The organism is Flavobacterium sp. GL_143, assembly GCF_057834355.1.
On the sequence record NZ_CM174401.1, the window covers coordinates 1,114,717 to 1,131,534 of the forward strand.

Genomic DNA, 16,818 nt, shown 5'->3' on the forward strand with positions numbered 1-16,818 from the left:
CTTTAAACCATCAACTGACAACTAAATCAGTGGAGAATAACGGAGTCGAACCGTTGACCTCCTGCGTGCAAGGCAGGCGCTCTAGCCAGCTGAGCTAATCCCCCATTTTAATTAAAAATTAAAAATCGTGAATTAAAAATTATGAACTTTATCATTCTTAATCTTTCAACTTCTAAAATTTCCTTTTTTTTTTAAGTTTACAGTCTTTTCTTTTGTTTTAAATTCATAATTTATAATTATCAATTCACAACTCTAAAAAAGTAGTCCCGGGCAGACTCGAACTGCCGACCCCTACATTATCAGTGTAGTACTCTAACCAGCTGAGCTACGAGACTCTGTTTTACTTAATTGTATTATTTGAACTAACAGCAGAGTAATATAATCTTCAATTTAACCTATAGGTCAATTCGTCTTCTTTCCCTAACGTGCATTGCTGCTAACATGTAGGGCTCTAGAAAGGAGGTGTTCCAGCCGCACCTTCCGGTACGGCTACCTTGTTACGACTTAGCCCTAGTTACCAGTTTTACCCTAGGCAGCTCCTTGCGGTCACCGACTTCAGGCACCCCCAGCTTCCATGGCTTGACGGGCGGTGTGTACAAGGCCCGGGAACGTATTCACCGGATCATGGCTGATATCCGATTACTAGCGATTCCAGCTTCACGGAGTCGAGTTGCAGACTCCGATCCGAACTGTGACCGGTTTTATAGATTCGCTCCTGGTCGCCCAGTGGCTGCTCTCTGTACCGGCCATTGTAGCACGTGTGTAGCCCAAGGCGTAAGGGCCGTGATGATTTGACGTCATCCCCACCTTCCTCACAGTTTGCACTGGCAGTCTTGTTAGAGTTCCCGACATGACTCGCTGGCAACTAACAACAGGGGTTGCGCTCGTTATAGGACTTAACCTGACACCTCACGGCACGAGCTGACGACAACCATGCAGCACCTTGTAAATTGTCTTGCGAAAGTTCTGTTTCCAAAACGGTCAATCTACATTTAAGCCTTGGTAAGGTTCCTCGCGTATCATCGAATTAAACCACATGCTCCACCGCTTGTGCGGGCCCCCGTCAATTCCTTTGAGTTTCATTCTTGCGAACGTACTCCCCAGGTGGGATACTTATCACTTTCGCTTAGCCACTGAAATTGCTCCCAACAGCTAGTATCCATCGTTTACGGCGTGGACTACCAGGGTATCTAATCCTGTTCGCTACCCACGCTTTCGTCCATCAGCGTCAATCAATTAGTAGTAACCTGCCTTCGCAATTGGTATTCCATGTAATCTCTAAGCATTTCACCGCTACACTACATATTCTAGTTACTTCCTAATAATTCAAGTTTAACAGTATCAATGGCCGTTCCACCGTTGAGCGATGGGCTTTCACCACTGACTTATTAAACCGCCTACGGACCCTTTAAACCCAATGATTCCGGATAACGCTTGGATCCTCCGTATTACCGCGGCTGCTGGCACGGAGTTAGCCGATCCTTATTCTTACAGTACCGTCAAGGTTCTACACGTAGAACTGTTTCTTCCTGTACAAAAGCAGTTTACAATCCATAGGACCGTCATCCTGCACGCGGCATGGCTGGATCAGGCTTGCGCCCATTGTCCAATATTCCTCACTGCTGCCTCCCGTAGGAGTCTGGTCCGTGTCTCAGTACCAGTGTGGGGGATCTCCCTCTCAGGACCCCTACCCATCGTAGCCTTGGTAAGCCGTTACCTTACCAACTAGCTAATGGGACGCATGCTCATCTTTTACCGTTGTGACTTTAATAATTGCTCGATGCCGAACTATTATACTATGAGGTATTAATCCAAATTTCTCTGGGCTATCCCTCTGTAAAAGGTAGATTGCATACGCGTTACGCACCCGTGCGCCGGTCTCTGCTCCCGAAGAAGCATACCCCTCGACTTGCATGTGTTAAGCCTGCCGCTAGCGTTCATCCTGAGCCAGGATCAAACTCTTCATCGTATATTTTAATATTATATTCGACTAATGATTCTATCGGTTTTTTCAAATCTATCGATTCTATTACTCTTATTTTGTTGTTTTGAGATCTCTCTCAAAACGGCTGTCAATTCAATATGTCTAGGAACGTGTTCTTCTTTTTTAATATCGCTTGTTTCTCAAAGCGGGTGCAAAAGTAGAAAAGTCTTTTCTAACTGGCAAGAAATTTGTGAAGTTTTTTTTTGGAAAATTTTCATCTCCGTTTTCTTCTTTCTTATCAATCTTTCAAGGAACTTTGCTTGTTTTGCGGGGTGCAAATGTAACATCCGTTTTCCATTCTCACAAGCTTTTCTAAATCTTTTTTTAGAATTTTATTTCTAATTTGATTCGTCTTGCTTGTCAGTATTTAAAGGAACGTTTGTCGTTGTTGCGGGTGCAAAACTACCACCTTTATTCAGTTAAACAATACTTTTTAGAGAGTATTTTTTGATTATTTTTTATTCTTTTCTTAATACTCTGATAACACACTCCTTACGGTCAGTTATTTTTTGTTGTTTTCTATCTGCTTTGGGCACTTTAGGGCATTTGACCTGTTTTTCCCTTGGTTTTGCTGGATTTCTTAGGGTTTCTCGCATTCTTGTTTCTCGCAGATTTAGCAGATTGAGCAGATTTTGAGCTTCCTATCCCTGATAGCCACGAAGCATCGGGGAAAATCCTTGGCCTTTTTCCTTTAAAAAGGGCAACACTGGAGCGTCCCGAAGCTTCGGGAGCAGGAAATAGCTCCTGAAAAACATACTTCTATATATTATAGCATAAACTCTCTCCTATATATAAGGTAAAAACACTCCTTATATATTAGGTACATAAAAAGAAGAAGCCCTCTCATAATTATGAGAGGGCTTCTTCTTAGGTTTTTGAAAATAGAATTCTTAATTCGTTTTCATTGGTGGCAAATCGAATGCTTTTGAATCGTGTTCGAAGTTGTTACGGTGTGAACCGTCACAAAAAGGTTTGTTGACAGATAATCCACAACGACAAAGCCCTAATGCTGCTCTTCCTTGTAATCCGTAAACTGTCCCTTCTGAATCCAATATTTCGAAATCACCTTCTATCTTGATAGATCCGTTTTTATTAATTATTAGTTTAGTCTTGCTCATAATGTTCTTTTCTTTTTTTGCATCAAAGATTGCAAAATATATTCCGAACGATTTGCATTAGATTGTGGTTTTTATGGATTGAAGGCTTAGTTTAAATTAATTCTACTTTATGAGGTAAGCTATTACACGAAGTCACACAAAGGCTACGCAGAGGTTCGCAAAGATTTTTTAAATAATTCTTCGTGAGGTTCTTTGCGGAAAAGCTATTACACAAAGTTGCGCAAAGGCTCCACAGAGATTCGCAAAGGTTTTTATGAGACTTCGGCTCCGCTCAGTCTGACAAGTTTGCGACTTAGTACTTTTGTTGTTTGGTTACTTTGTGACTCTGCTACACTTCGTCTTTATCCTTATAATATACAAAACTTGGTGTTTTCTAGCCCAGATAGGAACGGCATCCTTTGCTTGCCTTCTTTAGGCAAGTAAAGATAAAGTGGATAGCTGGAAATAGCTCCTGATAAAAAAGAATATCCCGAAGCGTCGGGACTCAATTCTATTGCTTATTTTTGCACAGAATTTATCATAATAAAACCTAAAGTCGGCTTATATTACGGCTTTATCAGAAAAATAAAAATCAATTTTATGTTACAAAATCCTAAGAGATATACCATTACTGCTGCTTTACCTTATACGAACGGACCGATACACATTGGCCATTTGGCGGGCGTTTACGTGCCATCGGACATTTATTCTCGCTACTTACGTATGCAGGGGAAAGATGTGGCTTTTATTTGCGGAAGCGATGAGCACGGTGTGGCGATTTCTATGAAAGCTAAAAAGGAAGGTATTACTCCGCAAGAGGTTATTAACAAATATGACGGAATTATCCGTAAATCTTTTATCGATTTCGGAATTTCTTTTGATAATTATTCTAGAACTTCGGCTAAAATTCATCATGATACGGCTTCGGAATTTTTTAGAACGTTGTATGATAAAGGTGATTTTATTGAAGAAGTAACGGAACAATTATATGATGCAAAAGCGAATCAGTTTCTTGCAGATCGTTTTGTTGTTGGGACTTGTCCTAAATGTGGCAATGAGGAAGCTTATGGTGATCAATGTGAAAAATGTGGATCGACGCTTAATGCTACTGATTTAATTAACCCGAAATCGACTATTACTGGTGAAACTCCAATTTTAAAATCGACTAAACACTGGTTTTTACCTCTAGACAGATATACTGATTTCCTGACGGAATGGATTTTGGTTGGACATAAAAACGACTGGAAACCTAATGTTTATGGTCAGGTAAAATCATGGGTTGATGGCGGACTTGAACCTCGTGCTGTAACGCGTGACCTTGACTGGGGAATTGATGTTCCTGTGGAAGGTGCTGAAGGAAAAAAATTATATGTTTGGTTTGATGCTCCTATCGGTTACATCTCATCTACCAAAGAATGGGCTGCACGTGAGGGGAAAGATTGGGAACCGTACTGGAAGGATGAAGATACGAAACTGGTACATTTTATTGGAAAAGACAATATTGTTTTTCACTGTATTATTTTCCCTGCAATGCTTAAAGCTGAAGGAAGTTATATTTTGCCAGACAACGTTCCTGCAAATGAGTTTTTGAATTTGGAAGGAAACAAACTTTCGACTTCTAAGAACTGGGCGGTTTGGTTACACGAATATTTAGAAGATTTTCCTGAGAAGCAAGATGTTTTGCGTTATGCACTGACAGCTAATGCTCCGGAAACTAAAGATAATGATTTTACCTGGAAAGATTTTCAGGCTAGAAACAACAACGAATTGGTTGCCGTTTTTGGTAACTTTATTAATCGTGTTGTAGTTTTGACTAATAAATATTACGACGGTTTTATTCCTACTCCAAATGAATTAACGGAGATTGACGAAGCTACTCTAGCTGAATTAAAAGCATATCCTGCTGTTATTTCTAGTTCGGTAGAACGTTACAGATTCCGTGAAGCATTGGGTGAACTAATGAATGTTGCTCGTTTAGGAAATAAATATCTTGCCGATGAGGAGCCGTGGAAAGTTATGAAAGACAATCCGGAACGTGTAAAAACTCAGATGTATGTAGCATTACAAATTGCTGCTGCGTTGAGCATTTTATCTGAACCGTTCTTGCCTTTTACTGCTACTAAATTATCGAGAATATTAAAGAATGAAGGCAAACTAAAATGGAGTGACATCGCTGAAACTTCGGATTTAATTCCTGCTGGACACCAGATTGGTGAAGCTGAATTACTTTTTGCTAAGATTGAAGATGAAGAAATTCAGAAACAAATAGATAAACTAGAAGCTACAAAAACTGCTAATCTTGCTGAAAACAAGCAACCTGAACCTCAGAAAGATTTGATTCAGTTTGAGGATTTTGCCAAAATGGATTTGCGTGTAGGAACTATCCTTGAAGCGGAAAAGATGCCGAAAGCTAATAAACTTTTGATTCTGAAAGTTGATACTGGAATTGATGTTCGTACGATTGTTTCGGGAATTGCTGAGAGTTTTTCGCCAGAAGAAATAGTTGGAAAACGCGTAACTGTGTTAGCAAACTTAGCTCCAAGAGCTTTACGTGGCGTTGAAAGTCAAGGTATGATCTTAATGACTACAAATGCTGAAGGAAAATTGGTTTTTGTAAATCCTGATGCCGAGGCTGCAAATGGAGAAACGATAAATTAGTTTTTTGGGAAATGTCAGATGTGAGAATGTAAAAAAAAGAAAGCATATTCTTATATTTTTTTACTGCGCTATGAATTTATAATTGTAAGTTTGTCTAGACAAAATACCTTAAGGAGCAATCCTGAAACTTTATTAAAAGTTAACATAAGCGATTCCCTCGCCATGATGTCCCTGTGGAAACAATGGGAAATCTATCCTTACGGGTATTTTGTCACATCTAAAGCGAGGGTTTCGTGCGTTTAATATTTTCGATTATGACAAAAGAAAATCAAAAACTATCACATCATGATGTAATGCCATCCGTGGCAAACTTCCTTTCTGCCCTTTGGCTTGAAGGTGAATTTAGAAATCAACCCGAATATTTAACTGAAATATTCGGGTTGATTCTAGAATCTGAAATTGGGAATAATCTCGATATCAGAACTAAAATGATTGGTTGCATAAAAACTAGTCGGATGCTCGCCAAATCACTTGAGCCTTTTTCGGATAAACAAATAGAAAAAGCTTGTAATAAAATGGTTAATGTCTGAGATTAAAATAATAAAACGCGTGAATTTCTTAATTGATTCACGCGTTTTTTACTTTAAAAAAAAACTTTTCTTACCTAATTATATTTAAGAGAAAAACAAGATATTAGCCAGACAAAAATCAAACCTCCAATAAATTAAAAATGCTTAAAAAATTACTCCTTACCTATTTGTTTTTAAATAGTTTGGCTTCTTTCTCGCAAGAAATCGTAAGCTCTACAACTGTTGATTTAAAGAAGAACCGTGATGTTTTTCAGACTATAAATGATGATAAAAAAGAAGTTACATTATTTGTTAGTGATAAAGTAAAGGTAAAAGCTATTCGTCTTAACGAAAAAATGCAAATTATAGACAGTATTTCTACTGAAAGACCAAACACTAAGATGTACTCTAATATGATTGGTAACAATATTAGTAATGATAATACAAGATTATTTTGGGCATCAAACGATTATGAAGATATTTTTACTCAATTGTATGACTTTAATAGTCGAAAAATAATAACGCAACAATATACCCTTCTTTTTAAAAATGAAAAGATTTTGCAAAAATTTAGTGGAAATGAAAATTTCTATATTTTAAGCGTTATCAAAAAAAGCAATAATTTCAAGCTTCATATTTTTGACAAAGATGGTAATCATAAAGAGCAAATAATCAATTTAGATGGATTTCGTTTTTTTAGATATGGTTATACCAGAACAGATTTATATGGCGTTTTTGAAGAAAACCTGCTTCCTTTTGAAATTCCTTTTACATTGCAAAATATCAATGTTAAAAATCCAACTTCTTTAACCGATGCTGCAAAAAAGAGAAAATGCTATTTTGATAATAAACAAATCGTAATAACTCTTGATGCTAATATCGACTATACTCAAGTTATTCGTATTGATTTAGATCGTTTTATTGCTACTGAAAGAATGGTGAAAAAACATTCAATAGGTGTGAATGAGCGCTATTTTCTGAATTCTAACTCATTCTTTTTTGACAATAAACTATATCAGGTAAAAACCTCTTCTGAATTGTTTTATTTTACAATAAAAGATTTAGACGATAATATAATAAAAGAATACTTCGCCAATGCAGCTAATCCGATCGACTTTAAAAATTCTGAAATTTATCAGGAAGGTGGAGCTTTTGGAGGAAAAAGAACTCTGGATAACAGCTCTCAATTTATACGAAAAATAAACAATTTAAACACTGCTATTTCTTGTTACCATATGGGAGAAAGCACTTTGATAACTTTTGGAGGTGTATCTGCAGGACAGCAATCTGGCGGTCAAGCGGCAATGAATCAATTTGGACTTATTGGTGCAATAGCTGGAGCTGTGTTTTTTAGCCCGACAATGGAAAGCTTTAATTCCTATTCTAACAAAAAAGTAGTTAAAGTTGAAGGTCTATTCGACAATGAAGGAAATCACATAAAAGGAGATTTACAACCGTTAGCATTTGATAAGATTCGAACTTTTTTTGATGACAATAATGATGTATCCTCACAAACACTATTTAAAACTGACTCTTATTATTTGGGCTATTATGATAATAAGACTAAAGAATATATTATAAGAAAATTTGTAGACTAAAATCTATCTCTGTTCTTACTTTTTAATTTCGAATACTAACCGCGTGAATCTATTAATTGATTCACGCGTTTTTTACTTTTAAACACATCGCAAATAATTTTAATTTGCTGTATTTTTGCCCAAAAAAAACACTTCCCGAAAGGCATAATTTAAAAGCTTAATTAAGTATATTGTACTAAGCTTGAAAAACTTTAAAAATGAAAATTACAAAACCAAGATTAGCATTAATCTGTGGAATACTCTGCATATCTATTTTTCCTATATTGGTTAAATTGAAACTAGCACCTGGATTAATTTCGGCTTTTTATCGCATGACGTTTGCTATAATATTGCTTTTACCTTATGTGCTTATCACTAAAAGTTTTAAACTTCCAAAAACGAAATTTGTGCTTTTAGCTGCACTTTGTGGCGTATTATTCTCGTCTGATGTTGCTGTTTGGAATATTGCCATACAAGAATCGAGTGCAACACAAGCTTCATTGCTTACCAATTTATCTCCTCTTTGGGTTGGGATTGGCTCTTTTTTCTTTTTGAAAGTAAGACCAGCAACTAATTTCTGGATTGGAACTGTTGTAGCATTATTTGGAATGATTACTTTAGTTGGTTTTAATTTTTTCCTGGAATTGAATTTTGATCAGGCTTTTCTGTTAGCTGTTTTATCAGGGATTTTATATTCGATTTATCTTTTGGTGAGCAAAAATGTCCTTACAGAAGTTGATGTTTTATCATTTATGACTATTAGTTTATTGACTTCAAGTCTTTATTTGGGGATTCTTTGTTATGCCTTAAACGAGCCTTTTACTGGATTTTCAAATACCGGATGGTTTGTATTAGTCCTTCAGGCTGTAATTTGTCAGTTGTGTGCTTGGCTCTCGATAAGTTATGCTACTCAACATATGCGAGCTACAAGAGTTTCTCTAAGTTTATTAAGCCAGGCGGTACTAACTTCGATATTGGCTTGGTTATTCTTAGAAGAAAAAATAACTTTACAGATGATTTTCGGTGGAATTATTTTGTTATTCGGAATTCGGATTACGTTTTACGATAAAACTATTTCAATTAAGAAACTGCTTTCTAAGAATTAGAATTGGGATGCGAAAGTAGAACGCGGATTAAACAGATTCGCTAAAGCGAAAACACAGATAAAAACGGATTTTTTAATTTTTAACGATAAAGTTTCTCGCAGATTTGGCAGATTGAGCAGATTATTTTTTAGTTTTTTAAAATCCATTTAATCTGTGGCAAAAAAATAGAACGCAGATTAAACAGATTCGCTAAAGCGAAAACACAAATAAAAACGGATTTTAATTTTTAACGATAAAGTTTCTCGCAGATTTGGCAGATTGAGCAGATTATTTTTTAGTTCTTTAAAATCCATTTAATCTGTGGCAAAAAAATAGAACGCAGATTAAACAGATTCGCTAAAGCGAAAACGCAGATAAAAACGGATTTTTTAATTTTTAACGAAAAATGTTCTCGCAGATTTGGCAGATTAAGCAGATTGATTTTTAATCCTTAAAATCTATTTAATCTGTGGCAAAAGAATTTAAACGAACAAAACTTCAACCTTTAAACAAAATTTTAAATGTTACATAAAGACAAAATATCAAAACTTAAAGTAATCGCATTTGATGCCGATGATACTTTATTTGTAAACGAACCTTATTTTCAGGAAACGGAACAAAAATTTTGTGTGTTGATGGAAGATTATCTTTCGCATCAAGGTTTATCACAGGAATTATTTAAAACCGAAATTCAGAATCTATCTTTATATGGTTACGGAATTAAAGGATATATCCTTTCGATGATTGAAGCAGCAATACAAATTTCGAATAATACGATTTCTATCGAGGTTATTGGAAAAATCATTGAGTACGGAAAAGAATTGCTCGAGAAACCAATCGATTTGCTAGATGGTGTTGAAGAAACTCTAAAAGCGCTTCATGGCAAGTACAAACTTGTTGTTGCTACAAAAGGTGACTTAAAAGATCAACATAGTAAATTACATCGTTCTGGTTTGGGTCACTATTTTCACCATATCGAAGTAATGTCAGACAAGCAAGAAATTGATTATGAAAAACTATTAAAGCGTTTGGATATTAAAGCTGATGAATTCTTAATGATTGGAAATTCATTAAAATCGGATGTTTTACCTGTTTTAGGAATTGGAGGATATGCGGTACATATTCCGTTTCATACAACTTGGGAACATGAGAAGATTAGTCATAAAGTAGAACACGAAAACTTCTTCGCTTTTGAAAAAATAACCGACGTAGTAAATAAATTAATATAATGAAAACCCTTTTGGATCTGGAAACTTGGAACAGGAAAGAACATTTTCTGTTTTTCAAGCAAATGGATGAGCCCTTTTTTGGAGTAACTGTCGAGATTGATTGTACGATTGCTTACGCGAATGCGAAGAAATTAAATTCTTCTTTTTTTATTTATTATCTGCATAAAACATTAGTTGCTATAAATGCAATTGAACCTTTTAAGTATCGTATTGTCGAAGATCAGGTTTATATACACGATAGCATTAATGGTTCAGCAACAATTGGTCGTGAAGATGGCACTTTTGGATTCTCTTTAATTGAGTTTAATCCGGATTTTAAAATCTTTGAGCAAATTGCATTATCTGAAATCGAGCGTATACAAAATACAACGGGACTTTTTACCCGAACATTTAGTGAGGATAATCTCATTCATTTTTCGGCAATTCCCTGGATCAATTTCACTTCTCTATCTCATGCCAGAAGTTATACTTTTCCAGATAGTTGCCCAAAAGTTTCCTTTGGAAAAATGATGATTTCTGAAACCGGAAAAAGAACTATTTCTATGTCTATTCATGTACATCATGGCTTAATGGATGCCTTACATGTAGGACAGTTTATAGATTATTTTCAAGAATTAATGAACACATAATCGAATAAAATCACCATAACATCTAAAGGTCAGCCATATAGCTGACTTTTTTATTAAATTACAGATTCTTGTTTTTGTCTTATCTTATTACTTTTATACCTTCTTTAGGATACGGAATTTTCTGATAATTTTGTTTGTTTGGACAAATTTAAAATTCCAAATTAAAATGAAAAAAATTACAATCATTCTGGCTTTTGCAATAGGTGCATCGAACTTACATGCACAGACAAAAACAGAAAAAACAACTGAAAATAATTACAATAAATGGTCTATAGAATTTGATGGTGGTTTTAACAAACCGCAACGTCCTTTTGCTGCTGGTTATTCTACTTCTGTAATAAGTCCGTTTACAGTTGATTTAGGAGCTCGATACATGTTTAATAACAAATTTGGTTTAAAAGCCGATTTAGGATACAACAGTTTTGAGGATGGTAAACAATCACTTGATTTTAGTACTAAATATTACAGATTCGGTTTACAAGGTGTTGCAAACTTAGGTAGAATTATGAATTTTGAAACTTGGACTAATACAATTGGTTTATTAGGACATGCTGGAGTTGGCGTAGGTCGATTTGAAAGCGACAAGTCTGATTATAAAGACTGGGTAGGTAATGTGATGGCTGGTATTACTGGTCAGATTAAATTATCTAATAGACTTGCTTTAACAGGAGATTTCACGACTAGTTTTATCGCAGATCAAAATGCTACTTTTGACGGTACACCTATTAAGTCATCAAGATCATTTTCTGGAATTTTATTTACTGGTACAGTAGGTTTAAACATTTACTTAGGTAAAAATGAAAAACATGCTGACTGGGTTGTACTTACTCAAGATGCTGATGTTTCTGCATTAGAAAACAAAGTAGCTGACCTTCAAACTCAAATAAATAAAATTCCTGAGAAACAAGTAATTGTAGAAAAATCAGTAATTGCTCCAATAGTACCTGAAAAGGATCTTGTTAAAGAAATGATCAACGATAAATATTACAGTGTTTATTTTGATTTTAACAAATCGACTCCAATAGAGAATTCTACTGCAGCTATCGATGTTATTTTAACTTATTTAAGAAAAAATCCATCAACTACTCTTGACATAATTGGTTATGCTGATCAAGTTGGTAAATCAGATTACAACGATAAATTATCAAACTTAAGAGCTAATAACGTAAAAACTATTTTTGAAAAAGCTGGTATTTCATCTTCAAGATTAAATGTAGTTGGTAAAGGTGCTGATACATCTATCGAGAAAAACTCAGAAGAAGCTAGAAGATTGGCAAGAAGAGTTACTTTCCAAGTAAAATAAATTCTTTTTAATAAACTCTCAAGCCCTAAAAGACAAATCTTTTAGGGCTTTTTTTATGCCTCAAAAATTTTATTTAATCATGATCCACTCTCTATCTTACTATAGTTGTATAAGACTCATTATGAGCAATAACGAAACGATGTTGTATTTAGTCTGAATCTGAATTGTTTCTAATAAAGATTAAGGTTTCCTTGGATTGCTTAATTTTTTTTAACTTTACAAAAAACTCACGATTATGTTATCAAAAAATATAGAAACAGCGCTAAACAAGCAAATTCGCATAGAAGCAGAATCTTCTCAAACTTACTTATCTATGGCTTGTTGGGCAGAAGCTCACGGACTGGAAGGAATTGCAGAATTCATGTATACACAGTCTGACGAAGAGCGTGCACATATGCTAAAACTAGTTCGTTATGTTAACGAACGTGGAGGAGCAACAACAATTACAGATCTTAAAGCTCCTAAGACTAGTTACGCTACTTTTAAAGAAATGTTTGAAGAATTATACAAACATGAATTATTTGTTTCGGAATCTATCAACGAATTAGTACATATTACTTTCTCTGAGAAAGATTATGCTACTCATAACTTCTTACAATGGTACGTTTCTGAACAAATTGAAGAAGAAGCTACTGCAAAATCTATCTTAGATAAAATTAACTTAATTGGCGATGATAAAGGTGGTTTATACTTATTCGACCGTGACATCAAGCAACTAACTGTTACAAGTTCTATTGCAATTAATCCAAAATAGTTAAAGTTTATTTAGAATATATAAAAATAACTTATATTTGTATCAGTTTTTTAATTCACAGGAAAATTGGGCAAGAAAGATAAGGTTAAAGACAAGGACAAAAAAAAGGATAAAAAGAAAAAGAAGAAAAAAGATATCCTTGATAAAATTAAACGTGCTGAAAATTGCAAGTCGAGTTGTTGCGAAAAATACAAAAAAAGCGAGAACAAGCGTTGTAGTCGTTGCCCGATGTTTGATTTAATCAAAAAAGTTGCTTAACACTATTTTATAGATATATAAAATGCTCTCTTAATCGAGGGCATTTTTTTTATAACAAATTTCATTTTCCCCAGATAATTATTAGCCGATACAATTAACTCAATATTCCTTATGAGAAACAAACATATACACTTTATAGAACGACTAGATTTTTTTATCACACTAATAAGTCTAGGTTTATTAATTGTTTCCGGAATATTTATCCGCATCTTCGGATCTGAAATGTTTAATTATGACAAAGTATATTACCCTATTCTTATACCATTATTAATTTCATGTTTATTCTTTTCCCTAGCATTGTATAGCTTCATAAAAGCATATAAAAGAGCTATTATTTTTATAAATGAAATTCAAATAAACAACAAAAGCATAATCCTTAAAGGCTTAAGATATAATACAACTTGGGAGAAAATACTCGTGATTAAGAATATCGATATTAGTTTGAAAGAACAAGTAAACAGAAGACCGTATGTCTATTATTTAGAATTCATCGATGAAGACGACGCCAGATATTCTATCAATACCTCTTTCTATTGGAGCTATCCAGAAATATTAGCAATATATAAAGACATTAAAACTGCTGAAAATAAAAATCGGTAATAATATAAATTCTAAAACTTCCTTTTTTGATAAGGTGTTCCTTCACCATCTTCGCAGTAACTTTTTAGACTTAACAAAAACATCGCCCAATTATAATTACACCATTGGTAAAATTCGGTCAGTTCGCGCCAATCAAAATGTTTAAGAACAACCGATGTTACTCCATTTTTTTCAGTTAAGTCAAATGAAATCTTCGTCCCGACCCACTCCGGATCTGACACTACACATTCCCATAGTATTCTTTGGTTTGGAACTAATTCTAACACTTTCATTTTTGTATTATCGTTATCTCCAAAATCAAACTCATTGATAAAACCCAATTCTGGCTTAACAATTAATTCTTCTGTCCAGACAGCACCAAGACCTTCTTGTGTTGTTAATGCCTTATAAACATCCGCAATGGGTGATTTGATATAATTGATGTGCTCGATTTTTTCCATTTTAATAACTAGTTATATTTTGCAAATACAAAGTTAAAAAGTTTTGTATATCTCTGACAAAGAACCTATTTAAAATAAAAATTGGTTTTAAACAGGGCAAATTAAATCTATAATATGGACTTTAAAAAACTCGAAAAAGATGAAATTAGCTTTATCAAAAACTGTCTAAAACCAAAAAAACCTCTTCTTTCAAAGAGGTTTTTGTACCCGGAGCCGGAGTCCTTTAATACTTTAGTTATTTTTACCTGTCTTTAGTGTTCTTTTTATTGCTATATTTGAGATAGATATAGTGCGGAAAGGATTTTTTTCTTAGTTTTTTCAACTTTTAAAATCAAAATAAACCACCTTTTTAGCCACCCTTTATTATAATTTAATCCGTTTTAGCTAGAATGAAAGTGATTTTTGAACTAAGGAAAGAGAAAATAACATCAAATGGACTAATCCCAATTCAGTTTGTTGTTAGAGCGGAAGGAATTAGAATAAGAAAGAATGTAGGTGTTAGTACTAAAGAAATCTATTGGACAGGCTCTAGAATAAAACCTAATCTAAAAAAGGAAGAGTCTAATAATTATCAATTCATTAATGATGAATTACAAAGAATTGAATCGAAAGTAAATGATGTTTTTTTCTTTTTCAGGGCAAATAAGATACCTTTCTCAAAAGAAATTTTTTTGGAGCAGTATGAATCTAAAGAAACCAAAATAAACTCTGAATTTGATTTTTTTGAATGTTTTGATGAATATTTATTGTCGGGTTCATTATCCAAAGCCTATAACACAATAAAAGCGCAGAAAACAATAAAAGGTTATTTACAATCTTTTCAGAATGAAACAGGGTTCAATATTTCATTTAATAAAATTGATAATTTTTTTTATGAAGAATTAATGAAATATTCTTTTTTCGAGAAGAAGATTAAGAATAACTATTTCGCAAAGATAATAGCCGTTTTAAAGTCCTTTTTAAAGTGGTGTACAGACAAAGGTTATAACAATCTTAGAGAATTCGAGAAGTTTAAAGGAATAGAGCATGATGTAGATATTATTTATCTTACGCATGATGAATTAATGCAGTTGTATAATTATGACTTTGAAAATTCAAGACTAAACCACACTAAAGACTTTTATTGTATGGGTTGCTTTACTGGACTTCGGTTTTCCGATTTGTCACAGTTACATCAAGCAAATATTACGGAAACTCATATTAATATCTCAATTCAAAAGACAAAAACTCAAAACCACATTATAAGACTGAATAAGTTTTCTAAAGAGATATTAGATAAATATCAAGGAACAATCTATGAACCATTGCCCTCTATATCGATGCAAAAATTTAATGATTACATTAAAGAATGTTGTCAGATAGTTGGAATTGATAAACCTACAACAATAACAGGATTCGTAGGAACAAAGAAAATTCAGAATACCTTACCAAAATATCAGTTGATTACTAGCCATACTGCACGAAAGACATTTATAACCAACTCTTTATTACTTGGTATGGAGCCAAAAGCAATTAAAAAGATTGCAAACATTAAAAAGGATGCTGTTTTAGATAAGTATATGAAGATTACTGAAGAGTACACTGATGAACAAATGGATAAATGGAATAATAATGAAAAATAGATACAATAATTTAGAACTCAAAATTGAAAATATTATTCGTGAGGGTCGAAAATATAATATGATCGACCGATTTTTCCACTATTCAATTGAGGAAATGGAATTGAAAAAAGATATTGATAAGTTAGATTTGACAGACGATGACAAAGGAGCACTTAAGGCAGAATTATTATCTGATTTATGGTTAATAGAGCAAACATTAAAGGAAGAGATTAGAAAAAGTTTTGGGATATATAATTTAGAAGATTATACGAAGACTGGGAGAAAATCAATACTTGAGAATCCGATGTTACTCGGAATTACTCCTTTTTTATTTCGCACAGAAGATGACTGGGTGAAATTCATGAAAAATGACATTGAAAAATATAAAACCACTTGCTTTTATCATATTGAAAATATAGTAATGAGCAGTTTATTAGATTCTTTAAATAGGTTAGATACAAATCATTTTATATTACAGACGTCTCTTTCGAGTTTCTCTATTTATTCTGCTGTTGGGCTATACTCTTTAATTGTAGATGACATATTTGAAATGATCGAAAATTCAGATTCTACAGAATTCAAAACAAATCAGTTTAATAAGGATGAATCTTTAGGACAGCTTAATAGAATAAGATTAACTGGGAATTTTAATACTGGAAAATTAATTGATAAATTAATAGAAGGATTCGGAATTAAAAATATTAAATTATCTGATATAGAAAAAAAAGACATACAAAGCTTTGTTAGTCAGAATTTTAAAAATTCATCAGGAAAACGATTAGTTTTTTCGGAAATAAAAAACAGAAAATTTTTCTACACTCATATAAAATTAATAAAATCTATCCTCGTTGCAAATAATAAATCAATTAGGTGCAATAATAAAGAAGTATCAATATTACTAAATCAAACCTTTCCCGAATTAGTAGAGGTAAAAACAATAGAAAACTACTAAAATTTAGATTAAAAAGAGTTTTCTAAAACTCGAAAAACGCAACATAACTACTTTGTTTTTAATTGATTAGGCTTAAATTTTAAAGATTTTAAAATTTAAGCCTTTTCTTATTTGGAATTTTACAGTGTTAATAAAATCATTA

General features: G+C 33.4%; 13 protein-coding genes, 2 tRNA genes and 1 rRNA gene. 11 read left to right on the plus strand and 5 right to left on the minus strand.

Features of this window, described 5'->3' with window-relative positions; all coding sequences use genetic code 11:
• Positions 1–30: 30 nt before the first annotated feature.
• The 4 genes from AC3IPI_RS04715 to AC3IPI_RS04730 all read right to left on the minus strand — a co-directional run bounded on the left by AC3IPI_RS04715 (position 31) and on the right by AC3IPI_RS04730 (position 3,102).
• Positions 31–104, minus strand: a tRNA-Ala gene (locus AC3IPI_RS04715).
• 157 nt (positions 105–261) lie between these two features.
• Positions 262–335, minus strand: a tRNA-Ile gene (locus AC3IPI_RS04720).
• Between the two features lie 120 nt (positions 336–455).
• Positions 456–1,969, minus strand: a 16S ribosomal RNA gene (locus AC3IPI_RS04725).
• A 905-nt stretch (positions 1,970–2,874) separates the two neighbouring features.
• Positions 2,875–3,102 (minus strand): CDGSH iron-sulfur domain-containing protein, encoded by a 228-nt coding sequence (locus tag AC3IPI_RS04730; RefSeq protein ID WP_039116640.1) that lies wholly within the window; start codon positions 3,100–3,102, stop codon positions 2,875–2,877.
• A gap of 579 nt (positions 3,103–3,681) precedes the next feature.
• Between AC3IPI_RS04730 and metG the strand changes: the two genes are divergently transcribed.
• The 9 genes from metG to AC3IPI_RS04775 all read left to right on the plus strand — a co-directional run bounded on the left by metG (position 3,682) and on the right by AC3IPI_RS04775 (position 13,683).
• Positions 3,682–5,739, plus strand: a complete 2,058-nt coding sequence (gene metG, locus AC3IPI_RS04735; protein WP_039116590.1) for a methionine--tRNA ligase — start codon at positions 3,682–3,684, stop codon at positions 5,737–5,739.
• A 254-nt stretch (positions 5,740–5,993) separates the two neighbouring features.
• Positions 5,994–6,269 carry a hypothetical protein gene (locus tag AC3IPI_RS04740; protein ID WP_489157460.1) on the plus strand — a complete coding sequence of 92 codons (276 nt, stop codon included), beginning with the start codon at positions 5,994–5,996 and terminating at the stop codon, positions 6,267–6,269.
• A 140-nt stretch (positions 6,270–6,409) separates the two neighbouring features.
• Positions 6,410–7,846 (plus strand): hypothetical protein, encoded by a 1,437-nt coding sequence (locus AC3IPI_RS04745; protein ID WP_489157462.1) that lies wholly within the window; start codon positions 6,410–6,412, stop codon positions 7,844–7,846.
• Between the two features lie 197 nt (positions 7,847–8,043).
• Positions 8,044–8,931: a DMT family transporter gene (locus tag AC3IPI_RS04750; protein ID WP_489157464.1), complete on the plus strand. Its 888-nt coding sequence runs from the start codon at positions 8,044–8,046 to the stop codon at positions 8,929–8,931.
• A gap of 500 nt (positions 8,932–9,431) precedes the next feature.
• Positions 9,432–10,139 (plus strand): HAD family hydrolase, encoded by a 708-nt coding sequence (locus tag AC3IPI_RS04755; protein ID WP_039116599.1) that lies wholly within the window; start codon positions 9,432–9,434, stop codon positions 10,137–10,139.
• Entirely contained in the window at positions 10,139–10,768 is a 630-nt protein-coding gene (locus AC3IPI_RS04760) for a CatA-like O-acetyltransferase (protein ID WP_489157467.1), read from the plus strand. Before AC3IPI_RS04755 ends, AC3IPI_RS04760 begins: the two co-directional genes overlap by 1 nt.
• 166 nt (positions 10,769–10,934) lie before the next feature.
• Positions 10,935–12,071, plus strand: coding sequence for an OmpA family protein (locus tag AC3IPI_RS04765; protein ID WP_489157469.1), 1,137 nt, complete (start codon positions 10,935–10,937; stop codon positions 12,069–12,071).
• A gap of 235 nt (positions 12,072–12,306) precedes the next feature.
• Complete coding sequence (locus AC3IPI_RS04770) at positions 12,307–12,825, plus strand: ferritin (RefSeq protein ID WP_035620004.1); 519 nt, start codon at positions 12,307–12,309, stop codon at positions 12,823–12,825.
• Between the two features lie 369 nt (positions 12,826–13,194).
• A complete protein-coding gene (locus tag AC3IPI_RS04775; protein ID WP_489157471.1) occupies positions 13,195–13,683 on the plus strand; it encodes a hypothetical protein in 489 nt (162 codons plus the stop codon).
• Between the two features lie 11 nt (positions 13,684–13,694).
• Here the strand turns inward: AC3IPI_RS04775 and AC3IPI_RS04780 are convergent, their stop codons facing one another.
• Entirely contained in the window at positions 13,695–14,123 is a 429-nt protein-coding gene (locus tag AC3IPI_RS04780; protein ID WP_489157473.1) for an SRPBCC family protein, read from the minus strand.
• A gap of 389 nt (positions 14,124–14,512) precedes the next feature.
• Here AC3IPI_RS04780 and AC3IPI_RS04785 point away from each other — a divergent pair, with 389 nt between their 5' ends.
• Both AC3IPI_RS04785 and AC3IPI_RS04790 read left to right on the plus strand, forming a co-directional pair.
• A complete protein-coding gene (locus AC3IPI_RS04785) occupies positions 14,513–15,745 on the plus strand; it encodes a site-specific integrase (RefSeq protein WP_489157475.1) in 1,233 nt (410 codons plus the stop codon).
• Positions 15,735–16,676 carry a hypothetical protein gene (locus AC3IPI_RS04790; protein WP_489157477.1) on the plus strand — a complete coding sequence of 314 codons (942 nt, stop codon included), beginning with the start codon at positions 15,735–15,737 and terminating at the stop codon, positions 16,674–16,676. The genes AC3IPI_RS04785 and AC3IPI_RS04790 overlap by 11 nt, the downstream gene beginning before the upstream one ends.
• The last annotated feature ends 142 nt before the right edge of the window (positions 16,677–16,818 follow it).

Excerpts from the sequence above, each read along its gene's own strand:
- AC3IPI_RS04730 (WP_039116640.1), bottom strand. The coding sequence starts at position 3,102 with ATGAGCAAGACTAAACTAATAATTAATAAAAACGGATCTATCAAGATA.
- metG (WP_039116590.1), top strand. The coding sequence starts at position 3,682 with ATGTTACAAAATCCTAAGAGATATACCATTACTGCTGCTTTACCTTAT.
- AC3IPI_RS04740 (WP_489157460.1), top strand. The coding sequence starts at position 5,994 with ATGACAAAAGAAAATCAAAAACTATCACATCATGATGTAATGCCATCC.
- AC3IPI_RS04745 (WP_489157462.1), top strand. The coding sequence starts at position 6,410 with ATGCTTAAAAAATTACTCCTTACCTATTTGTTTTTAAATAGTTTGGCT.
- AC3IPI_RS04750 (WP_489157464.1), top strand. The coding sequence starts at position 8,044 with ATGAAAATTACAAAACCAAGATTAGCATTAATCTGTGGAATACTCTGC.
- AC3IPI_RS04755 (WP_039116599.1), top strand. The coding sequence starts at position 9,432 with ATGTTACATAAAGACAAAATATCAAAACTTAAAGTAATCGCATTTGAT.
- AC3IPI_RS04760 (WP_489157467.1), top strand. The coding sequence starts at position 10,139 with ATGAAAACCCTTTTGGATCTGGAAACTTGGAACAGGAAAGAACATTTT.
- AC3IPI_RS04765 (WP_489157469.1), top strand. The coding sequence starts at position 10,935 with ATGAAAAAAATTACAATCATTCTGGCTTTTGCAATAGGTGCATCGAAC.
- AC3IPI_RS04770 (WP_035620004.1), top strand. The coding sequence starts at position 12,307 with ATGTTATCAAAAAATATAGAAACAGCGCTAAACAAGCAAATTCGCATA.
- AC3IPI_RS04775 (WP_489157471.1), top strand. The coding sequence starts at position 13,195 with ATGAGAAACAAACATATACACTTTATAGAACGACTAGATTTTTTTATC.
- AC3IPI_RS04780 (WP_489157473.1), bottom strand. The coding sequence starts at position 14,123 with ATGGAAAAAATCGAGCACATCAATTATATCAAATCACCCATTGCGGAT.
- AC3IPI_RS04785 (WP_489157475.1), top strand. The coding sequence starts at position 14,513 with ATGAAAGTGATTTTTGAACTAAGGAAAGAGAAAATAACATCAAATGGA.
- AC3IPI_RS04790 (WP_489157477.1), top strand. The coding sequence starts at position 15,735 with ATGAAAAATAGATACAATAATTTAGAACTCAAAATTGAAAATATTATT.